14 protein-coding genes are annotated in these 21637 nt (G+C 45.3%); 6 read left to right on the forward strand and 8 right to left on the reverse strand.

Translation table 11 applies throughout. From position 1 onward, the window contains the following. Positions 1–27: 27 nt before the first annotated feature. From hldE to M9194_RS08705, 4 genes are all read right to left on the reverse strand, one after another. Entirely contained in the window at positions 28–1458 is a 1431-nt protein-coding gene (gene hldE, locus M9194_RS08690) for a bifunctional D-glycero-beta-D-manno-heptose-7-phosphate kinase/D-glycero-beta-D-manno-heptose 1-phosphate adenylyltransferase HldE (RefSeq protein ID WP_250612239.1), read from the reverse strand. 104 nt (positions 1459–1562) lie between these two features. Further along, positions 1563–4421: a bifunctional [glutamate--ammonia ligase]-adenylyl-L-tyrosine phosphorylase/[glutamate--ammonia-ligase] adenylyltransferase gene (gene glnE / locus M9194_RS08695; protein ID WP_250612240.1), complete on the reverse strand. Its 2859-nt coding sequence runs from the start codon at positions 4419–4421 to the stop codon at positions 1563–1565. 93 nt (positions 4422–4514) lie between these two features. After that, positions 4515–5771 carry a methyl-accepting chemotaxis protein gene (locus M9194_RS08700; RefSeq protein WP_250612241.1) on the reverse strand — a complete coding sequence of 419 codons (1257 nt, stop codon included), beginning with the start codon at positions 5769–5771 and terminating at the stop codon, positions 4515–4517. Between the two features lie 232 nt (positions 5772–6003). Beyond that, positions 6004–7521 (reverse strand): CYTH and CHAD domain-containing protein, encoded by a 1518-nt coding sequence (locus M9194_RS08705; RefSeq protein ID WP_250612242.1) that lies wholly within the window; start codon positions 7519–7521, stop codon positions 6004–6006. 204 nt (positions 7522–7725) lie between these two features. On the opposite strand from M9194_RS08705, the gene M9194_RS08710 reads away from it, so the two are divergent. The 6 genes from M9194_RS08710 to M9194_RS08735 all read left to right on the forward strand — a co-directional run bounded on the left by M9194_RS08710 (position 7726) and on the right by M9194_RS08735 (position 15195). Beyond that, a complete protein-coding gene (locus tag M9194_RS08710; protein WP_250612243.1) occupies positions 7726–8406 on the forward strand; it encodes a TIGR00153 family protein in 681 nt (226 codons plus the stop codon). Between the two features lie 131 nt (positions 8407–8537). After that, positions 8538–9797 carry an inorganic phosphate transporter gene (locus tag M9194_RS08715; RefSeq protein WP_250612244.1) on the forward strand — a complete coding sequence of 420 codons (1260 nt, stop codon included), beginning with the start codon at positions 8538–8540 and terminating at the stop codon, positions 9795–9797. Between the two features lie 258 nt (positions 9798–10055). Next, the gene (locus M9194_RS08720) at positions 10056–10670 is read left to right on the forward strand and encodes a TIGR04211 family SH3 domain-containing protein (protein WP_250612245.1); all 615 of its coding nucleotides are present in this window, start codon (positions 10056–10058) and stop codon (positions 10668–10670) included. 150 nt (positions 10671–10820) lie between these two features. After that, positions 10821–12032, forward strand: coding sequence for a multifunctional CCA addition/repair protein (locus tag M9194_RS08725; RefSeq protein WP_250612246.1), 1212 nt, complete (start codon positions 10821–10823; stop codon positions 12030–12032). 271 nt (positions 12033–12303) lie between these two features. Beyond that, on the forward strand, positions 12304–14205 hold the full coding sequence (gene mrdA / locus M9194_RS08730; protein WP_250612247.1) for a penicillin-binding protein 2: 1902 nt from the start codon (positions 12304–12306) through the stop codon (positions 14203–14205). Between the two features lie 210 nt (positions 14206–14415). Then, positions 14416–15195 (forward strand): substrate-binding periplasmic protein, encoded by a 780-nt coding sequence (locus M9194_RS08735; protein ID WP_250612248.1) that lies wholly within the window; start codon positions 14416–14418, stop codon positions 15193–15195. 102 nt (positions 15196–15297) lie between these two features. Here the strand turns inward: M9194_RS08735 and eno are convergent, their stop codons facing one another. From eno to relA, 4 genes are all read right to left on the reverse strand, one after another. Then, entirely contained in the window at positions 15298–16599 is a 1302-nt protein-coding gene (eno, locus tag M9194_RS08740; protein WP_250612249.1) for a phosphopyruvate hydratase, read from the reverse strand. A 73-nt stretch (positions 16600–16672) separates the two neighbouring features. Continuing rightward, positions 16673–18313, reverse strand: coding sequence for a CTP synthase (gene pyrG / locus M9194_RS08745; protein WP_250612250.1), 1641 nt, complete (start codon positions 18311–18313; stop codon positions 16673–16675). Positions 18314–18486: 173 nt separating this feature from the next. After that, a complete protein-coding gene (mazG, locus tag M9194_RS08750) occupies positions 18487–19296 on the reverse strand; it encodes a nucleoside triphosphate pyrophosphohydrolase (RefSeq protein WP_250612251.1) in 810 nt (269 codons plus the stop codon). Between the two features lie 67 nt (positions 19297–19363). After that, a complete protein-coding gene (gene relA, locus M9194_RS08755) occupies positions 19364–21583 on the reverse strand; it encodes a GTP diphosphokinase (protein ID WP_250612252.1) in 2220 nt (739 codons plus the stop codon). Positions 21584–21637 lie beyond the last annotated feature (54 nt).

Consider the following 21637-nt stretch of genomic DNA (forward strand, 5'->3'; position numbering starts at 1 on the left):
TTTATACTGTTAGCCTAAGCAACAGAGTTAGCCTCTACCACCTTTGATCGCATCGATGATCTCTGACGTTGAGCAACCATCTTCAAAGTTAAGCACTTTCACCTCACCACCGGCAGCAATCACTTCTTTACCCCCAGCGATGTCTTCAGGTTTGTAGTCCCCGCCTTTTACCAATAGGTTCGGTAGCACTTCAGAAATTAATCGTCGTGGCGTTTCTTCACTAAAAGGCACCACCCAATCCACCGCACCAAGACCGGCTAGCACCGCCATACGGCGATCTGTTGGATTAATTGGACGGCCAGGCCCTTTCAGCATTTTTACCGACTCGTCGGTGTTCACCGCCACAATAAGGCGATCGCCCAATTCTCTGGCGTGATTTAAATAAGAAACATGGCCGGCGTGTAAGATATCAAAGCAACCATTGGTCATGACCACGGTTTCGCCTTTTTCTTGAGCACGTTTCACGGCGGCAATCAGTTCCTGTTCTTCAACCACACCAAAATCACTGTCTTGGCTACCATGCACCGCTTCTGCTAATTCAATGGTAGACACGGTTGAGGTCCCTACTTTACCGACCACGACACCAGCAGCAGCATTGGCCAGCGCGCAGGCTTCATCAAGAGGTTTACCCGATGCAACCGAAGCCGCTAACACCGAAATCACCGTATCTCCAGCACCTGTGACGTCGTATACTTCTTTGGCTTGAGTCGGCAAATGCAAAGGCTCTTTATCACGTTGAAGTAGAGTCATACCATGTTCACTACGGGTAACGAGCAACGCCTCAAAATCGAATTTTTCAATCAGCGCTAACCCTTTCTCAACCAAGTCCGGCACAGAGTCGACCTTACCCACCACATCTTCAAACTCAGACATATTTGGTGTCAGTAACGTTGCGCCGCGATAGCGTTCAAAATCCGCCCCTTTTGGGTCAATAAAAACGGGTACGTTAGCTTTTTTCGCTTTCTGGATAAACCGCTGCACGTGCTGCAGCGCTCCTTTGGCATAGTCTGACAGTACGACGGATTTTACTTTGGGCAGTGCTTGCTCCATACGTGACAGGACCAATTCTTCATCAATATTGTCAAACTTGTCTTCAAAATCGAGGCGAATCAATTGTTGACCACGGCTTAAAATACGTAGTTTGGTGATGGTTGGAAAGTTCGGCAGTGAGACAAAATCACAAGTCACTTTCAACGAAGACAGGATTTCATTAAGCGTTTTGGCTGGCTCATCAATCCCTGTAAAACCAACCAGATGAGCATGTCCTCCTAATGATGCGATGTTCATGGCCACGTTTGCCGCACCGCCTGGACGCTCTTCATTATTCTCTACTTTAACCACAGGGACAGGAGCTTCAGGTGAAATCCGCCCAGTTGGGCCGTGCCAGTATCTATCTAGCATAATATCACCGATAATCAGCACGCCTGAGTCACTGTAATCAGGTAGGATTGGTTTCATTCTCGTTCTCCATAATATTTGGACAGTTGGCCTAGGGCAAAGACCTAGCGCCTATTTGCTGCGCAGAATTTTAACAGAATATAAGCTCAAGTCACGAAAGAGCGCTAGCTATTGCTCTCACCCAACCATTCTTGCCATGCTTGCCGCACCACTTCGCGCTGCGGTTGGAACTTGTCCTGTGCAACATCGGCATCCAAATTGAGTAGATTTCTGTGATGAATTTGATCTCGCATAGAGGTGTAAGCCTGAGTAATTTGCTCTGCTTGATCACGTTCCATCACCCCTTGTGCCACCATACTTTCGAAAATGCGCACGTTATCAGACCATTCAGTGAGTTTTGGCTTCTCTGAGCTAAATTGCAACACCAAGTATTGAGCTAAAAACTCAATGTCTGTGATCCCACCACTGTCTTGCTTAAGCAAAAATCGGCCTGGCTTTTTCGCCGCTAAATGCTGGTACATTTTCTGGCGCATATCGACCACTTTCTTTTTAAGCTCAGTGGATTCACGAGTTGCGCTAAGTACCTCTGCACGAGTTTGCTGGAAGCTCTGGGTTAAATCTTGATCGCCCCAAATCACTCTGGCACGAACCAAGGCTTGATGTTCCCATGTCCACGCGTCTTGCTTTTGGTACTCATCAAAGGCTCGCGATGAGATAACCAACAAACCCGAGCTTCCTGATGGCCGCAGCCGAGTGTCCACTTCATACAAGATGCCCGATGAGGTGCGCACAGAAAAAATATGGATAATGCGCTGTGCCAGTCGCAAGTAAAATTGCTTTCCATCGATTTCTTTTTGCCCATCGGTATAGACATCAGAGGGACAATTATGCATAAAGACTAAGTCTAAGTCAGAATTGTAGCCAAGCTCCCAACCACCCACTTTGCCATAACCAATCACGGCAAAGCCCTTGTCCTGCTTATCTTTGATATGAGTAGGTTCACCGTACTTTTCTATCATTTGTGACCAAGCCTGTTGGACCACTTCTGCCACAATCGCTTCAGATAAATAGGTAAGGTGGTCGCTGACTTTCATTATCGGTAAAGCCCCCGCAATATCAGCAACAGCGATACGCAGCATACAGATCTGCTTAAATTGGCGCAGGGCTTCCATTTGCTGCTCCATATCACTAGTGGGAATGCGCGCGAGGTAGTCACTCAGCTCTGCTTTGTAAGCAGAAAAGGGAGGTGGATTATAAAGCTGCTGTGGATCCAGCAGCTCGTCTAACAATATAGGATAACGACCTAATTGCTCAGATATCATTGGGCTTGCAGTGCACAATTGAACCAGCTGACCTAGCGCCGCATCGTGTTCATCGAGCAATTCAAGATAAGTCGTTCGAGTCGCTATCTTGTTTAACAAATGTAATACGCGTGACAAACCGAACTCCGCGTCTTTATGCGCAAATACCCGGGAAAACACCTTCGGCATTAAGCGATTCAGCACTTCCCTTCCTCGTGGCCCTAATGTCCTTTTCGCTAAGTCTTGACTAAATTGGATGACTTGTTGCGCCATCTGTTCACTTTTTGCCGCGCCAATATCCTCTTGCAACACATGAAGAATCGTTTCTGGGCTATCCGTTCTTTCCCAAAGATCCTGATAAAAAGGCGCAATATCCGTGCAATCTTGCGCTTCATCCCCAATTAACTGTTCAAAGACCTGATGAACTGCCGCCATATGAGATTGCACCTCATGCATCAGCGCTGACCAATTCTGGTAGCCCATTGCTGTGGCAAGCTTGAGTTGCTCCAGTTGTTCTGTCGGAAGGGTTTGAGTTTGTTTATCATCAAGTGCCTGTAGCAGGTTTTCTAACCGCCTTAAAAAGAGATAAGCCTGTCTTAATGAGCTCGCTTCACCTTGTTCTAGTAAGGACAATGACTCAATCGCATCTAGGGTTTCCAATAAACCTCGTTGCCTTAACCCCGGTTCACGTCCACCACGAATGAGCTGAAAGACTTGGGCGATAAATTCAATTTCTCGAATCCCACCTGCGCCAAGTTTAATGTTGTTTTCCATGCCACTGCGGCGCACCTCGCGACTTATCATGGCTTTCATCTTTCTCAGTGCTTGAATGGCGCTAAAGTCAATATAGCGGCGGAAAACAAATGGCCGGAGCAATTGCCTAAGCTCTTGATATTGGCTAAACATTTCACGCCCCATCACCCTGGCTTTGATCATGGCGTACCGTTCCCAATCTCGCCCTTGCTCTTGATAGTAGTCCTCTAGTGCAGCGTAACTCATGACCAATGGGCCACTTTCACCAAACGGGCGCAAGCGCATGTCTACGCGATAGCAAAATCCATCCACCGTATGGTGAGCCAGTGCTTTAATAATCCTTTGCCCCAAGCGGGTAAAAAACTGTGCATTTGCAAGACTGCGGCGTGCGCCAAGGGTCTGTCCATTTTCTGGATAGGTGAAGATGAGATCGATATCTGATGAGAAATTTAGCTCCCCGCCGCCAAGCTTGCCCATCCCTATGATCAGCATAGGTTGAGCTTCACCACTTTCGTTGCTGGGTGTGCCCCATTCTTGACAACACAAGCGATACTGCCATTGGTAGGTTTCAAAAATTAGCGCTTCTGCCAACAGTGAAAGGTGAGACAAACTGGTTTCTACTGACCACGACTGATTAAAATCCCGCCAAGCGATATACACCATTTCTCGATTACGAAACCGTCTCAGTACTCGGTACGCTTCATCTTCGCTATGGCAGGTCGCCAACTGATTTTTTAAGTCAATTCGATAGTGCTCTGATCGAGACGTTTGCTCCAGCATTTGAGGTAAGGTGTGGCACAGCACCTCATCTTTACGCAAAGTCTCGGTAACAAACTGGCTCAACGCCACCACATAATTCAGTTCGTCTTGCCTGATTTTCGGCCATGAAGAGAAAATCTGTGGGTGAGCGTCTGCTAAGGTTTGTATAGTCGACTTTGAATGAGGAATCAGCTCGTTAGGAAGTGGCATTGTCTTTCCTTGTCTTTAAGCGCAATAGAAACCTACTATACCCAACCCAGAAGCATTAAAAAACGCCCGTGCGGGCGTTTATTGTGTCTCTCGTCAAACCGTAAACGACATTATCTTTTGATCCAGCTCTTCGGCATTTCTTTGCATCACTTCTGATGTGTCTAACAGCTCTCCGACTACGTTTACCGACGCTTCGACTAACTGGCGAACATTGGTGAGGTTTTGATTCATTTCTTCCGCAACGCTGCTTTGCTGGCTCGCAGCGGTCGCTATTTGGAAATTCATATCGTTAATTTGATTTACCTGACCAACGATACCATCTAGCTCATTGCCAGCGTTCGTTACCAAATTAACGCCCTCTGCTGCCTCTTCAACACTTTTCTCCATCAAAGACACCGCAGACTTGGCACTATTTTGTAACTGACTGATCATGTCTTGGATTTCTACGGTAGCATTTTGTGTACTTTGAGCTAGATTTCGCACCTCATCTGCAACCACAGCAAAACCTCGGCCTGCTTCTCCTGCTCGCGCGGCTTCAATCGCGGCGTTAAGGGCTAATAAGTTAGTTTGTTCAGAAATGCCTTGTATTGTCCCAACCACGCTACCAATCGAGTCAACGCTTTGTTCCACTTCATTCACCGCCTGTGCCGAAGAAGAGATGTCTTCAGAAAGCTCACTGATTTTTGCCACGGTACCTTGGACAAATTGTTGTCCGGTTTGTGCTTGTTTAGACGCTTGCTCAGTTAAAGAGGAAGCATTATTCGCATGATCAGCAACGGTTTGAACGGTTGAGCTCATTTCACTCATAGCCGTCGCTAGTTGGTCTATTTCATTGAACTCTTCTTGAGCTGACTGTTTGGTCTCAGACATACTCAGTGTCATGCTTTCTGTCAGCCCAGCTAACTGATTTGACGAATCGATCTGCATTTTGATCATTTCTTGTAATTGCTGGCGAGTTTTTTCAAGCTCTCTCGCGACATCACCGTATTCGTCCTTGCAGTCCATACGAATTGGAACGGACAGATTTTTACTCGCCATTTGGCGTATCGAATGACTGATGTATTGCGTTTGTCGCAACATGATATGCGCGGCAGCGAGGAGCAAAATGACAAAGATGACGATCAAAACTACGGTTTGCCATACCCCTTGAAGTAAGTACGCTTCATAATGTTTCTGAGCAAGATCGGCATTTTGGGTTGCAGCCAGAAGTGAATCGTAAAAGGTGCTTGCATCCCAAAGCTGCTTTATGATGATGAGGATGGTGCTAAACACCATGAGCATAACCATTTTCGGGACCAAGCGAATATCGGTGATCACTCGCTCCCATGGTTTAAATGCCATTGTCGTCATTGTCGTTCTCCACTGTCACTAAAACCCAATAACTCATCTGTTATTGGTCATCCATTCGTATCGCTTATAAAAGAGATAGGATATAACAAAAGCAAGAATAGCCAGAACGCTAGGGATCACTAAACTCACAAAAACCGTATGGTTTTAAATTGTGAGTTTGGCATGGCTACTTTTGTCTTATCGACTTTGGAGAATGAAACTTAAGTATAAAACTCAAGCAGAGTGATCTCGGTTAATGCTGCCAATATCTGATCGCTTCCAAACAAATTTGACGGGTTTGCTCCATGGCATGAAGAATCGAGTTTTCTTTGCGCGATAGCCAGCGATTAAGTTGTTCCTTTTCCTCACCCTGCAATTTACTTAACTGCTCTTGCATTGGCTCGAGCATGAGCAGATCTTCAATTCCTTGCAGAAGATCGGCCCAAGGCAATCGATATTGGTCACGCTCTTCCACATCAAATAAATTGGCAAACGAGATCCCTGTATATAAGTTGCGCTTAAGCAGTGGTCTTTGTTCAATATAATCTTGGCGCGACAAACTTAGCTCAGGGGTGAACATTTCTGATAGCTCTCCCCATGCTCTGTCCAATTGACGCACAGAAAAATAGTGCACATTGCTCGACATCTCGGATTCCGATTTATCGTCTAAAAATGGCCTCCAGCCTCGAGTAAGTACCCAACGACTGACATCCAATAACAACTCCGTATATCGAGCAGAACAGATTAGCGCCAGCATGTCTTCATGAGAAGGCAGAGTTTGGTATTTGCTATTTAACGCTTTCAAAATCGGTTTGCGTGCATCTAGTTTACGCAGCGCATGGCCTTTTTCTGCCATTAAACCTTGCAAATGCGTGCTGTCGTCTAACCATACAAACTCTTGTTCCATCCACTTCAACTCTTGCCTCAATATTGCGCTGGCTTTTCTCGGCACCACGCTGGCGAAGGTTGAGAGGATCTGCAAGATAAAGCTGACCGAATGACGAATCTGCAATAATGCGTCGATTTGAGGCTGCTCAACGTAGATTTGCTCATGATATTGCCAGTGCTTTAGTGCATGCTCTAATGAGTGGATAAAGCACTTTTCAATACTGTCTTCTTCTCTAGTTTGCACGATGGCCAATGGCTTAACTTTATTGCAGCTAGCATTGAGTGCTAAACGGTAGCCTTTGGCTGCCTTACTTACGTTGCCAAGACGAACCCCGCCTGGCTCACAGATAACTCTGGCAAGGGAAAATAGCGCATCGGTTTGACCCGATCTTAGCTCCAGTTCCACTTCACAAATCGGCACCTGTCTATTACCAGACACCACCTCACCTTGATCGAAAGCCACTTCAATTTGGCTACCATCGTCCATGGCAATCAACCACTGCTCGCGAGTGAAATTGGTGGTAAATAGGGGAATTAGCTTCGATTGAACTTCATCGATATTGGTGTCATCCGGCCAAATGTCTTCAGGGTGTAAAGATAAATCTGGCGTATTGTTGATATGCTCGGCATTATATTCTGGCCTTTGGTGTAAGCCAGCCACCACGCGTCCTGCCGTTTTTACAGTTTGCACGTACACATCATCAAAACGGCGGATACGCAAACCGATATCGTGTTGACGTAACCAATGTTCTGGAGTGTCAAAGTAGGTGTTTTCCAGCACTTTGCTGCTATGCTGAAGGACCTTTTTTTGAGAAATTGTTTTGCGTAAATATTGAGAAAAATCCGCGGAGACCAAAAACTTCAGTTCTATCTCAGTTTCCATATCTTTACCTTTCCAAGCAGTTGGCAACAGCATATTGCCAAACTTTCAGCGGAGCAAGAAACAAATATCTTTGAGAAGATGATTTAAAACTATTTTAAAGTTCGATGTTATGAGTTACCATGCGCGCCTTTATAGCCATCGTTCAACATTTCACCACGAATGGTGTATGTTATTTTAAGGTTATATTAATCAGGTTGAACAACCATGCCAGTAAATACTATTTTAGGGTTATTTGCAAAGTCCCCTATTAAGCCTTTGCAACGTCACATAGTTTGTGTCAACGAATGTGCCTCGCACTTGGTTAACTTTTTTGAAGTCAGTTCAAAAGGTGACTGGGAAAAAGCGGGCGAAATTCGCGCACAAATCTCACATTTGGAAAAAGAAGCCGACGTTTTAAAACGTGAAATTCGTTTAAAACTTCCTCGCGGTTTGTTCATGCCAGTGGACAGAAGCGACATGCTTGAGCTTCTCACTCAACAAGATAAGCTCGCCAATCTAGCAAAAGATATCGCTGGTCGCGTTTTTGGCCGTCAATTAGTGATACCTGAACCATTGCAAGAAAACTTCATTGCGTATGTGAAACGTTGCCTTGATGCAGCGGATCAAGCGCAGAAAGTCATCAACGAGCTTGATGAACTATTGGAAACTGGATTTAAAGGTCGTGAAGTAACACTCGTGGCTGAAATGATCCATCAACTGGATGTGATTGAAGACGACACCGATGCGATGCAAATCGAACTACGCCAGCAATTGATGGCTATTGAGTCGAAATACAACCCTATCGATGTCATGTTCTTATACAAAATTTTGGAATGGGTTGGTGGTATTGCCGATCAAGCGCAGCGCGTTGGTGCTCGTTTAGAAGTAATGCTTTCTCGTTCTTAAATTTTTAGGTAACCACTTAAATAAAAGCAAAACAATCACCCTCTAGAGCTCGCGAGCAAAGCCAACACTTCGCTCTTAGGCTCTGTTGTGCCTTGTTTTGCTGTGTATGTTATTAACAACTAGGTAATACGATGGAAATCCTTGCGCATTACGGCACAGTCCTGATTTCATTGGCAGCAGTTTTTGGTCTTTTAATGGCTATTGGTATCGGGGCTAACGATGTGGCAAATGCCATGGGCACTTCAGTGGGCTCAAAAGCATTAACCGTAAAACAAGCGATCTTAATTGCAATGGTCTTCGAGTTTGCAGGAGCTTATCTTGCAGGCGGACAAGTCACCGACACCATCCGAAAAGGTGTTATTGAACCTTCTCTTTTCGCCCACCATCCTGAGGTTTTGGTCTACGGCATGTTAGCGGCATTGCTTGCTGCAGGTGCATGGCTTCTTATCGCCTCTTACATGGGCTGGCCTGTGTCTACCACACACTCTATCATCGGCGCTATCATCGGCTTCGCATGCGTTTCTGTGGGCTCAGATGCAGTAAACTGGAGCTCTTTTAAAGGTATTGTAGGCAGTTGGATCGTGACACCTATCATCGCCGGTTTCCTTGCCTATCTGATTTTTGTCAGTGCGCAGCGGTTAATATTTGATACCGAAAAACCTCTAGAGAATGCCAAAAGATTTGTTCCGGTGTACATGTTCATCACAACAATGGTCATTGCTCTGGTCACCATCAAAAAAGGCCTAACTCACGTTGGCTTGCATCTTACTAATGTGGAAGCGTGGATCTGGGCAACCGTCATTTCTGCCCTAGTAATGATTGGTGGCTACCTCTACATCCAAAAGAAATTTGCTAACCGCGAAGATGATCATGGTTTTGCTGGCGTTGAGAGTATCTTCAGCATCCTAATGGTGGTAACGGCTTGTGCAATGGCATTTGCGCACGGCTCAAACGATGTAGCCAATGCGATTGGCCCACTTGCCGCCGTAGTATCAACCGTGACTCAGCTAGGTACCGTTGCATCAAAAAGTGCGATTGCTTGGTGGATTCTGCCACTGGGTGGTATTGGTATCGTAATTGGCCTAGCCACCATGGGACACCGTGTAATGGCGACTGTGGGTACCGGTATTACTGAACTTACCCCAAGCCGAGGCTTTGCAGCGCAGTTAGCCACCGCTTCAACTGTCGTATTAGCGTCTGGAACGGGTTTACCTATTTCTACTACTCAAACACTCGTTGGTGCGGTACTTGGCGTGGGCTTTGCCCGTGGTATCGCAGCATTGAACCTTGGCGTAGTACGTAACATCGTTGCATCTTGGATTATTACGCTACCAGCGGGCGCTCTGCTATCGGTTGTGTTTTTCTACGCAATCCGTGCAGTATTCAGCTAAGTCAGGTCAATGGAGTGTTAATACACTGTCATTATTGACTCAAACGCACAGAAAGGGAGGTTTTGCCTCCCTTCTTTGTTGCACTACGTTCAGAAACTTCTTACTATTTCAGCTGTAACTCAACACCCAGATAAATAAGACAATACCTAAGTTACCTGAAGGTATATCTACTACTATTTAATTGCTCGTTTCACTGCTAAAGTACTAAGCGAATGAGCCGTTAAATACAAAAATTTAAGAAAAGTTAAAGGATTTACCGTGAACAAGCTGATTTGCGTCGTTTTAGTCTCAATGCTAACTGCCCCTCTTGCATTTGCACAAGACAGATATATCGCAGACAAATTATTTACTTATATACACTCAGGCCCAAGTAACCAGTATCGCATTATTGGCAGTGTTGACGCTGGACAAAAAGTGCAATATCTAAAAGTAGATAAAGACACTGGCTACACAGAAATCATCGATGAAAAAGGCCGCACTGGTTGGGTAGAAAGTCGCTTTGTGACGACACAAGAAAGCATGGCAGTGAGACTTCCTAAGCTTGAGAAAGAGCTTGCGGATGTAAAAAAACAGCTCGCGGATGCCAAAACGAACTCAGACAGTGAGAAAGCGGGATTGGTTAACTCATTAGCCGCTCGCAACCAGCAAATTTCTGAGTTAGAGCAAAACTACAGTGATATCAGCCAGAAGCTGACGGCCTCTCAAACTGAAATCCGCAAACTTCGCGCTCGCATTGACACTCAGAAAGAAGATTTGTTGATGAAATACTTCATGTATGGCGGTGGTGTTGCAGGTGGCGGTCTGATCTTCGGCTTGTTGCTTCCACATCTTATCCCTCGCCGTAAGAAGAGCCACCCAGGTTGGGTCAACTAACGGCGGCACTGAAGACACTATTGACCATATGGCCACGACAACGTGGCCATTTTGTATTCTAAATATCAAAAGCTCGCCTTAACGCCAATCTATACTTTGATTAGGCGTAGACGCAATTCAACATCACTTTTCGGGCAGATTGGACATCAAATGAAAACGTACTTAGTTGGTGGAGCAGTTCGAGACCAACTACTCAACCTCGACAATCATGATAAAGACTGGTTGGTCATTGGCAGTACCCCTGAGGAAATGCAGTCCCATGGTTTTCTTCCTGTAGGCAAAGACTTTCCCGTTTTCCTTCACCCCAAAAATAAAGAAGAATATGCCCTCGCCCGAACGGAAAAAAAGGTCGCGTCTGGCTATACTGGCTTCGAGTGCTACTTCTCACCCGATGTCACGCTAGAAGAAGATTTACTCAGACGCGATCTCACTATCAACGCCATCGCTCAAGATAGCTCTGGTCAACTCGTTGATCCTTATGGCGGACAAGAAGATATTAACAATAAAGTGCTTCGCCACGTCTCTGAAGCTTTTAGCGAAGATCCGCTGCGCGTGCTCAGAGTGGCTCGCTTTGCCGCAAAACTTCATCACCTTGGCTTCACGGTCGCCAAAGAAACAATGGCATTGATGCAAATGATGAGCAGCCAAGGCGAGCTGAATCATTTGACTGCCGAAAGAGTCTGGCAGGAATGGTATAAATCATTAAATACCCAAAGCCCACACGTGTTTTTGTCTACCTTAAAACAATGTGGCGCGCTTAAGATTGTCCTTCCGGAAATTGATTGCTTATTTGGCGTCCCACAACCTGAAAAGTGGCACCCAGAAATCGATACCGGAGTACACACCATAATGGTCGCAGAGCAAGCAGCAAAGCTGTCTAGCTCCCCCACCGTTCGTTTTGCCGCTCAGTTGCACGATTTGGGCAAAGGCTTAACCGCAAAAGAAAATTGGCCAAGTCATAAAATGCACGAACACACGGGCTTGAACGTCATAGAAGCCCTATGCGAGCGCCTTCGTGTACCAAAAGAATTCAAACAGCTGGCATTATTGGTTTGCGAGCAGCACACTAATATCCACCGCGCGGCAGAGCTTAAACCAGCAACAAAATTAAAAGTGCTCAATAAACTTGATGCTTGGCGTAAACAAGAAAGATTCCATGACATACTCCTTTGTTGCCAGGCCGATCATGCCGGCCGATTAGGACTGGAAAATGAACCTTACCCACAAAAAGATATTTTCCTAGCAGCCTATCAACGTGCTCAGAGCATCACAGCCAAGGACGTCATCGCCGATGGTTTTAGCGGAGCGAATATACGTGTTGAGCTCGACAAAAGACGTGTACAAGCGATACGAGCAGGATGATAATCTGAGCATTTAATGAGCAAAATTGTGCATATGAAGCCCAGTATGCTTTGTATTGTTGATAGCACAAAGTCTAGAACATTATTTTAGAAAATAGATATCTATTCTTGAGATTGTATGGTTGCGCTTTGTAAAGTAAGAAGTTTCTATCGAGTTGTTTTTTTGCTAGGTATAAAAAAATAAATAAAAATAAATAACCCACTTGAATCACAACAAATAGATGTATACTCCATCGGCTATTTTTCAATAAACTTGTAACAGAGATCAAAAAATGAACCTAGAGCGAGAACAACTGCGAGATCACGAACAAGAAGTTAAATTGTTCCGCAGGCGTGCTTTCATGGCTTTTTTTGGTCTTCTTTTGCTCGTTGTTGCGCTCATTAGTAACTTATACAAACTACAAGTAGATGACTACAAGAGTTACACAACTCAGTCTAACGACAACAGCATTCAGATCCTACCCGTACCGCCACCACGGGGCCTAATCTATGATAGAAATGGTAATGTTCTGGCAAAAAACATCACCGTTTACAATTTGGACGTTACTCCCGAAAAAGTAGAGAACCCCAAAGCAACGATTGAACGCCTGCAACAATATATGCAACTTACGCCGGAGCAAATTCAGCAGTTTTACAAATTGGTTCATAGTTGGAGTCGCCGCTTTAGCGAAAAAGACTTTATAACTGATCTTACCGATAAACAAGTCGCCGAATTCTCTGTTCATGAATACGAATTTCCAGGGCTTTCTATTGAGGCAGGCCTAAAACGCTATTATCCCTACGGTGAAGTCCTTACCCATGTGTTGGGTTATGTTGGCCGTATTAACGATAGAGACGAAGCACAACTTATCAAAGAAGGAAAAGCGGACAACTACGAAGGCACCAAGTACATTGGCAAAATCGGCATCGAAAAGTACTACGAAAACGTGTTACATGGTACAAAAGGCTACGAGAGAGTCGAAGTGAATAGCCATGGTCGTATCGTACGTGTACTCAAATACGTACCACCTATTCCAGGTAAAGACATTGTTTTAAATATCGATATCAAGCTTCAAGAATACATTTATAAACTGATTCATGAGAAGAAGCACCCAGGTAGTGCCATCGTTATCGACCCAAGAAACGATAGCGTTCTCGCTATGGTATCGAGCCCAAGTTACAACCCAAACCCATTTGTCGATGGCATATCTAGCAAAGCCTATCGTAAACTGCTCGACAACCCTCAGCACCCATTGCTTAACCGAGCAACATTAGGAATTTATCCTCCAGGTTCAACCGTCAAACCCTTTATCACGGTGGCCGCGTTAGACACAGGAGTGATCACACCAACGTCGACCATTGATGACCGCAATGGGCAATGGCGAATCCCACACTCCAAGGATAAGCACATTTACCATGAAGCGGATAGATGGGGCTATGGCATTGTCAATGTCACCAAAGCTATCGAAGAATCAGTGGACTCATTTTTCTACAATATTGCTTATAAGATGGGTATCGACAGGTTATCTACCTGGATGAACAAGTTTGGTTTTGGCGAAAACACCGACATCGATATAGATGAAGAAAGCAGCGCTAACATGCCAACCAAAGCTTGGAAACGTGCACGGCACCACGAACCTTGGTATGTGGGCGATACTATCCCGGTTGGTATTGGACAAGGTTACTGGACAGCAACCAACATGCAACTTGCCAAAGCACTCGTGACTTTGATTGATCATGGCAACATCGAGGAGCCGCACATACTGCGTGCCACTATAGATCATGGTGAGCAATTTAAAGATTTAGTGCTGAAGAAATACAAAACCATCCATGTTATGCAAGATGTACCGAAAAAAGATTGGGATGTAGCATTAAATGGTATGCGTTTAGTGGATATGGGCCATCTTGGTACAGCGCGCCGGGTATTTAGAGGTGCACCTTATACCAGTGGTGGTAAAACCGGTACTTCTCAGGTGTTTAGCTTGGATAACAAAAACTATAACGCCAAGATAAAAGATGTGCACTTGCAAGACCACTCCCTATTCGAAAGTTTTGCACCATTTAAACATCCTAAATTTGTCGTCACGGTCATCATTGAACACGCAGGCTATGGTGTTGAATCAGCAGCGCCTATGGCCCGAAAAGTGCTCGATTACTGCATGAAAAACCTTGATAAATCAGGCAATGGAATGTAAATACCATTCAACCTCTAGTGTGTAAGGAGAAAGCAACTGCTTATCTCCTTGCATTGTCTTTCCCCGCTAGTAGCATTAAAGCTCGCCATCACAGCTTCAGCCCGAAGTGAAATAAATGGGCATGATTCGCAAACTTAAGCAATAGTTAACACTGAAACATTGTCAATCTTCTACACAATGAAGTTGATTTCAAACCGTGTTGAGAAGCTTATGATACAGGAAAAACATTGGCGAACCTTCATTTCAGCCTGCGCACTCATGTTAGTATGCTGGTTTACGACGCCAGTCTATGCCTCAGAGTGCCAACAAATCAAAGTGTCAGGCTCAACTGGCTGGCACCCCTTGTTGATCCAAGATGAAACCACTGGAGAAATCAGCGGCCTTGCCTACGATATTATGTCTACTGTTAGCCGTCAGGTTTCGACGCCATTTGAATTTTTGCCGCGCCCATGGAAACGTGCCTTACTTAATCTCCAGCAGGGCCGAATAGACATTATTCTTGGTATTTACTGGACCAAGCAACGCGCACAAACCTACAACTACTCCAGTCCCATTTTTCAAAACGAGGCTCGCGTTTGGGTACTCAAAGACAAAACATTCACGTTTGAAAAACTCGCCGATCTGATTGGAAAAAGAGGGGATATCCCGTTAGGAGGCAGCTTTGGTGAAGAATTTGATCACTATGCTGAGCAGCACTTGTCGCTGCGTGAAATAGGTAAAAAGAACGAACATATTGCTAGGCTTCTAATAAACAGAAGCGATTTTTTCATTTCCGATTACTATGACACGCTACCTGTACTGCGCGAGATGGGTGTTGAAAACAAAGTTGTTCCACTAGATATGCCTGTAAGCACGACACAAGTTTATTTTGCGTTTAGCCGAAGTTCGCCGTGCGCTTACCTCGCAGCCGACATAAACAATGCAATAGAAAGGTTGAGAAATGAAGGGACCTTGAAAAAGCTCATCAATAAATACTTGGTGCCAAATTAACGTTAATCGACAAAAACTAAACTCAGATTATCATCGAACACAAAAAAGCGCCCCATCACTGGAGCGCTTTCAACTTAGACAGTTAAAACAACCAATCTAGTATTAAGCTTGACCTTTTACTTCTTTCAAGCCGTTGTAAGGCGCACGTTCGCCTAGTGCTTCTTCAATACGGATTAGTTGGTTGTACTTGGCTACGCGATCAGAGCGGCTCATAGAACCTGTCTTGATTTGGCCTGCAGCCGTACCTACCGCTAAATCAGCGATAGTTGCATCTTCAGTTTCGCCAGAGCGGTGAGAGATTACTGCTGTGTAACCTGCATCTTTAGCCATCTTGATAGCAGCTAGAGTCTCAGTTAGAGAACCGATTTGGTTGAACTTGATAAGGATAGAGTTAGCCACACCTTTCGCAATACCTTCAGCTAGGATTTTAGTGTTAGTTACGAATAGATCGTCACCAACTAGCTGAAGCTTATCACCTAGAAGTTCAGTTTGGTGCTTGAAGCCTTCCCAATCAGACTCGTCTAGACCGTCTTCGATAGACACGATTGGGTACTGGTTAGCTAGCTCAGCTAGGTAGTGGTTGAACTCTTCAGAAGTGAAGACTTTACCTTCGCCCTTCATGTTGTAGTTGCCAGCTTCTTTGTCGTAGAACTCAGAAGCAGCACAGTCCATCGCTAGAGTCACGTCTTTACCAAGTACGTAACCTGCAGCTTCAACGGCTTCTTTGATAGCCGCTAGAGCAGCCGCGTTAGACTCAAGGTTAGGAGCGAAACCACCTTCATCACCTACAGCAGTGTTAAGACCTTTAGCCTTAAGTACTTTAGCTAGGTTGTGGAATACTTCTGAACCGATACGTAGACCTTCTTTCAGAGTAGATGCGCCAACTGGTTGAATCATGAACTCTTGAATGTCAACGTTGTTGTCTGCGTGCTCACCACCGTTGATGATGTTCATCATTGGTAGAGGCATAGAGAACTGGCCTGGAGTGCCATTTAGCTCAGCGATGTGCTCATATAGAGGCATGCCTTTAACAGCTGCAGCTGCTTTAGCGTTAGCTAGAGAAACCGCTAGGATAGCGTTCGCACCGAAGTTAGATTTGTTTTCAGTACCATCTAGGTCGATCATTAGAGCATCGATTGCTGCTTGATCTTTCGCATCTTTACCAACTAGCGCTTCAGCGATTGGACCGTTTACAGCAGCGATAGCTTTAAGTACACCTTTACCTAGGAAACGTGATTTATCACCATCACGAAGCTCAAGAGCTTCACGAGAACCTGTTGATGCGCCAGATGGAGCAGCAGCCATACCTACAAAGCCGCCTTCTAGGTGGACTTCAGCTTCTACTGTTGGGTTACCACGTGAGTCGATAATTTCACGACCTAAAACTTTAACGATCTTAGACATCGATGTTTCCTCTCGTTCGATTTAAATGTCAATTCAATGAGGTGGCCGCATCAATGCAACCACCTGTATCTATTTACTTTTCCGACTCGTCACGTTGGTATTCACCAGCGGCTTTAATAAAACCTTCAAATAACGGGTGACCATCACGTGGAGTGGAAGTGAACTCTGGGTGGAATTGAGCCGCAACAAACCAAGGGTGGTTCGGGTTTTCAATCACTTCAACCAGCTTCTTGTCTGCCGATAGGCCAGACACTTTCAAGCCCGCTTTTTCAATTTGCGGACGAAGTATGTTGTTAACTTCAAAACGGTGACGGTGGCGTTCATGGATCTTAGTGTTGCCATAAAGCTCATGGGCTTTACTGCCTTTAACCAAGTGGCACAATTGAGAGCCAAGACGCATAGTGCCGCCAAGATCAGAGGCTTCTGTGCGCTCTTCAACATTGCCTTCACCATCTACCCACTCAGTGATCAAACCAACCACTGGGTATTTTGTTTCTTTATCGAATTCAGAAGAGTTCGCGCCTTCCATGCCCGCAACATTTCGCGCATACTCAATCAAGGCAACTTGCATACCCAGACAAATGCCCAAGTATGGCACTTTATTTTCGCGTGCGTATTGTGCAGAGCGGATTTTGCCTTCAATACCGCGATCGCCAAAGCCACCTGGAACTAGAATAGCGTCTAAGCCTTCTAGCGCTTCCTCGCCTTTGCTCTCCACATCTTGAGAGTCTACGTATTTGATCTTCACGCTCAGACGGTTTTTCAATCCAGCGTGTTTTAGCGCTTCGTTGACCGATTTGTATGCATCCGGCAATTCAATGTATTTACCTACCATACCAATGGTGACTTCACCCGTTGGGTTGGCTTCTTCGTAAATCACCTGCTCCCATTCAGACAAGTTCGCTTCTGGGGCATCAATACCAAAACGGGCACATACAAGATCATCAAGACCTTGAGACTTGATCAATTGAGGGATCTTGTAGATAGAATCCACATCTTTCATCGAAATAACCGCTTTTTCTGACACGTTACAGAATAGGGCAATTTTCTTACGCTCATTTGCAGGGATCATTCTATCAGAACGGCATACCAGAATATCTGGCTGGATACCGATAGAAAGAAGCTCTTTTACTGAGTGTTGAGTAGGTTTGGTTTTCACTTCACCTGCAGCAGCCAAGTATGGAACTAATGTTAGGTGCATGAACATTGCACGCTCACGTCCTAGCTCAACCGCTAGCTGACGGATGGCTTCCATAAATGGTAGAGATTCGATATCACCAACCGTACCGCCAACTTCAACGATAGCGACATCGTGGCCTTCAGAGCCCGCGATAACACGATCTTTAATCGCGTTGGTAATATGAGGGATAACCTGGATAGTCGCGCCTAAGTAGTCTCCGCGACGTTCTTTACGTAGTACATCTGCGTAAACACGACCTGCCGTAAAGTTGTTACGCTTAGTCATCTTGGTGCGAATAAAACGCTCATAGTGACCAAGGTCTAGGTCAGTTTCTGCGCCATCTTCGGTCACGAAAACTTCACCATGTTGAGTTGGGCTCATTGTGCCTGGATCAACGTTGATGTAAGGATCTAGCTTCATCATAGTCACTTTAAGACCGCGAGCTTCTAAGATCGCTGCTAACGATGCTGCTGCAATACCTTTACCTAGTGAGGATACAACCCCGCCAGTAACAAAAATGTAATTTGTCGTCATGTTTAACCTGAAATTGGTTGAATGAGGGAAATGGATTTCTTCTGGACGGGATGTAACTATACCAGAAGCCCTTTATCGCCACAACGTGAAATCTATCACACCATTGCTAATTATTTTTTGCTTCAAATCAATTTGTCAATGAGCGCAAAAGCGACAATGATACACCAATTTAATTAATCTTTATGTTTCATTGATTTAACATCTTCTTGCTGTTTCACTTGATGCCAAACGTCATCCAACTGCTCAAGCGTTAATTGCGCTAATTCTTTTCCACGGCCGCTCACAATGTGCTCCAGTGCTTGAAATCGGCGCGAAAATTTTTGGTTTGCTTTACTTAACGCCACCTCAGGATCTTTTCCTAGATGCCTCACCAAGTTCACCGTCGCAAACAGTAAATCGCCTAACTCTTCTTCCACTTTTTCTGGTGAGCCAGACTCCACCTCTTGCATCACTTCATCAATTTCTTCTTGCACCTTTTCAACCACAGGTGGAAGTTCTGCCCAGTCAAACCCAACTTTGGCACACTTTTTCTGGATTTTATTGGCTTTTGATAACGCAGGAAGAGAGTGAGGAATTGAGTCTAAAATGCTGCTCTCAGTCTTGCCTGCCTGCTGCTTCTCTTTCGCTTTCTCTTGCTCCCAATTTTGGTTGAGATCCTCTTCTGCCACTTCCACCTCTGCAAAGACATGGGGGTGCCGACGGGTCAACTTCTCATTAACGCTCTCGACGACCTCTGCAAAATCAAATAGCTGCTTCTCCTTTGCCAGTTGACTATAAAAAACCACCTGGAATAAAAGATCGCCAAGTTCCTCTTTTAAATTGTTCCAATCTCGATTGCAAATCGCATCCACAACTTCAAAGGTTTCTTCTATCGTGTGAGGAATAATGCTATCGAAGGACTGCTTTTTATCCCAAGGGCAACCCGTTTGAGGGTCACGAAGTTGAGACATGATTTGCTCAAGTTGTTGTATTGGATGGCTCATGATTTTTCCTAATAAAAAGGCGAGTGTTCACTCGCCTTAACATGCACATTTATTGATCTTGATGAGGTTAACCTAAACGTTTTACCGTCATGACATCTTTGATTTGTTCTACACGCTTGGTCACCCGCGATAGCACTTCAATATTCGATACTTCTAAGTCAAAGTCCATCACAGATAACTGGCGTTTATAATCCGTCCGACTACGCATGCTGGTTACTTTCATCTTCTCGTTGGCAAGCAAGGTGGTAATGTCTTTCACCAGCCCACTTCGCTCCATTGCCTCTACTCTGATAGTAAGGATATAAGAGCCAACAAACCCACTGCCCCACACCGTATCAATAATACGCTCTGGTGCATGATGAGATAGCTCTTCGAGCTGCTCACAATCACTGCGATGCACTGAAATACCACGCCCTTGCGTGATATACCCTTTTATTTCGTCACCAGGTATTGGCTGACAGCATCGAGCTAGGTGAGTCATCAGATTATCCACGCCTTCCACCACGACCGCATCTTTTTTCGGACGGCTTACTGGTGACGATTTTTGCTCACTTTCTTGCAGCTTCTCGAGCGCTTGCTGATCTTCTTCTTCCGCGGTAGGTTTATTAACCAGCGCATTGATGTGATTGACGATCTGATTGATACGCAAATCACCGCTACCTACCCCGGCATACAGCTCATCAGGTGTGTTGACGTTAAAACGTTTAAGCGCGTATTCATCGGCATCTTTTAGTGACGCACCGATTTTGGCTAATTCAGACTCTAGGATCTCTCGCCCAGCTTCAATGTTTTTCTCACGTCCTTGCTTTCTAAACCAAGCATTGATTTTTGCTCGCGCACGACCGGAGTGAACAAACCCCATCGACGGATTTAACCAGTCACGTGAAGGGTTGGGCTCTTTCGAAGTAATGATTTCAACCTGATCGCCCATAGATAACTTATGGGTAAAAGGAACAATTCTTCCGCCAACTTTCGCGCCGATGCAACGATGCCCGACTTCAGAGTGAATATGATAGGCAAAATCGAGCGGAGTCGCGCCCATAGGCAAGTCCACCACATCCCCTTTTGGAGTAAAGGCATAGACGCGGTCGTCAAATACTTGGCTGCGCAGCTCATCAAGCATCTCACCCGAATCCGACATCTCTTCTTGCCAATCGATCAGTTTACGTAGCCAAGTAATCTTCTCATCGTAACCACTTCGACTGCTGCTGCCTTCTTTGTATTTCCAGTGCGCAGCAACACCAAGCTCTGATTCTTCGTGCATTTGCTTGGTTCGAATCTGGATTTCGATAGTTTTACCTTCTGGCCCTAGAACCACAGTATGAATTGACTGATAGCCATTCGGCTTAGGGTTCGCCACATAATCATCGAACTCATCGGGTAAATGTTTGTATTTGGTGTGCACAACACCGAGCGCGGCATAACAATCTTGCAGGCGATCGGCAATGATCCTCACCGCCCTAACATCGAACAACTCATCAAAGGCGAGGCTTTTCTTTTGCATTTTTCGCCAAATGCTATAGATATGTTTGGGTCTACCACTAACTTCGGCCAAGATATGTGAGGCGTGCATTTCTGAGGTGAGATCATCAACAAAATCAGTGATGTATTGCTCGCGGACAATGCGCCTTTCCGCAAGCTGTTTGGCAATTTGTTTATACGTTTCTGGTTGCTGGTAGCGAAAGGCGTAATCTTCAATTTCCCACTTTAGCTGACCGATACCTAACCGGTTGGCTAAAGGCGCGTAAATGTTGGCACACTCTTTCGCAGCAGCCCGACGCACTTCATCAGGCTCTTTTTTGACTTCAATAAGGTTGCAAATTCGCTCGGCAAGCTTGATGACCACACACCTAAAATCATCCACCATGGCCAGAAGCATGCGGCGAACATTATCCACCTGACCTGATGCCGCCGTACCCTCCAAGGTCGCATTCAGATGACCAATGGCCGCCATTTCCTCTACACCCACGATAAGCTTAACGATCTCTTTGCTGTACCTCTCTTCGAGCAGCTCTCGATCGTAAATACCACTGATGACAATTGGAAAAAGCTGCGCTGCAACAAGGGTCGCGGTATCCATCGACAAGGTGATCAAAATTTCGATCATTTCTCGCCCACGCCACAGTAGCACTGGCCCTTCCTCGTTACCTTCCAACATCTCCTCACATTGACGATACACTTGGGTCAATCGTTTTGCTGTTTTGGAGTCTTGTCCCAGACTGGCGATCCATTTCTCGACTTCAAATTGTTCGTCTGGGTTTAAATGCGCACTTCTTACCGCGACCATTGTTTTATCCTACATGTCGTCATTCAGAGTCTACTGAACGTTTCAGGTGAATAG

The organism is Vibrio sinus, from assembly GCF_023634645.1.
Classification (GTDB): Bacteria; Pseudomonadota; Gammaproteobacteria; order Enterobacterales; family Vibrionaceae; genus Vibrio; species Vibrio sinus.

Bases quoted from the DNA above. Each gene is read 5' to 3' on its own strand.
- eno (WP_250612249.1), bottom strand. From the start codon at position 16,599: ATGTCTAAGATCGTTAAAGTTTTAGGTCGTGAAATTATCGACTCACGT.
- pyrG (WP_250612250.1), bottom strand. From the start codon at position 18,313: ATGACGACAAATTACATTTTTGTTACTGGCGGGGTTGTATCCTCACTA.
- mrdA (WP_250612247.1), top strand. From the start codon at position 12,304: ATGAACCTAGAGCGAGAACAACTGCGAGATCACGAACAAGAAGTTAAA.
- M9194_RS08735 (WP_250612248.1), top strand. From the start codon at position 14,416: ATGATACAGGAAAAACATTGGCGAACCTTCATTTCAGCCTGCGCACTC.
- glnE (WP_250612240.1), bottom strand. From the start codon at position 4,421: ATGCCACTTCCTAACGAGCTGATTCCTCATTCAAAGTCGACTATACAA.
- M9194_RS08705 (WP_250612242.1), bottom strand. From the start codon at position 7,521: ATGGAAACTGAGATAGAACTGAAGTTTTTGGTCTCCGCGGATTTTTCT.
- mazG (WP_250612251.1), bottom strand. From the start codon at position 19,296: ATGAGCCATCCAATACAACAACTTGAGCAAATCATGTCTCAACTTCGT.
- M9194_RS08700 (WP_250612241.1), bottom strand. From the start codon at position 5,771: ATGACGACAATGGCATTTAAACCATGGGAGCGAGTGATCACCGATATT.
- relA (WP_250612252.1), bottom strand. From the start codon at position 21,583: ATGGTCGCGGTAAGAAGTGCGCATTTAAACCCAGACGAACAATTTGAA.
- M9194_RS08715 (WP_250612244.1), top strand. From the start codon at position 8,538: ATGGAAATCCTTGCGCATTACGGCACAGTCCTGATTTCATTGGCAGCA.
- M9194_RS08725 (WP_250612246.1), top strand. From the start codon at position 10,821: ATGAAAACGTACTTAGTTGGTGGAGCAGTTCGAGACCAACTACTCAAC.
- M9194_RS08710 (WP_250612243.1), top strand. From the start codon at position 7,726: ATGCCAGTAAATACTATTTTAGGGTTATTTGCAAAGTCCCCTATTAAG.
- hldE (WP_250612239.1), bottom strand. From the start codon at position 1,458: ATGAAACCAATCCTACCTGATTACAGTGACTCAGGCGTGCTGATTATC.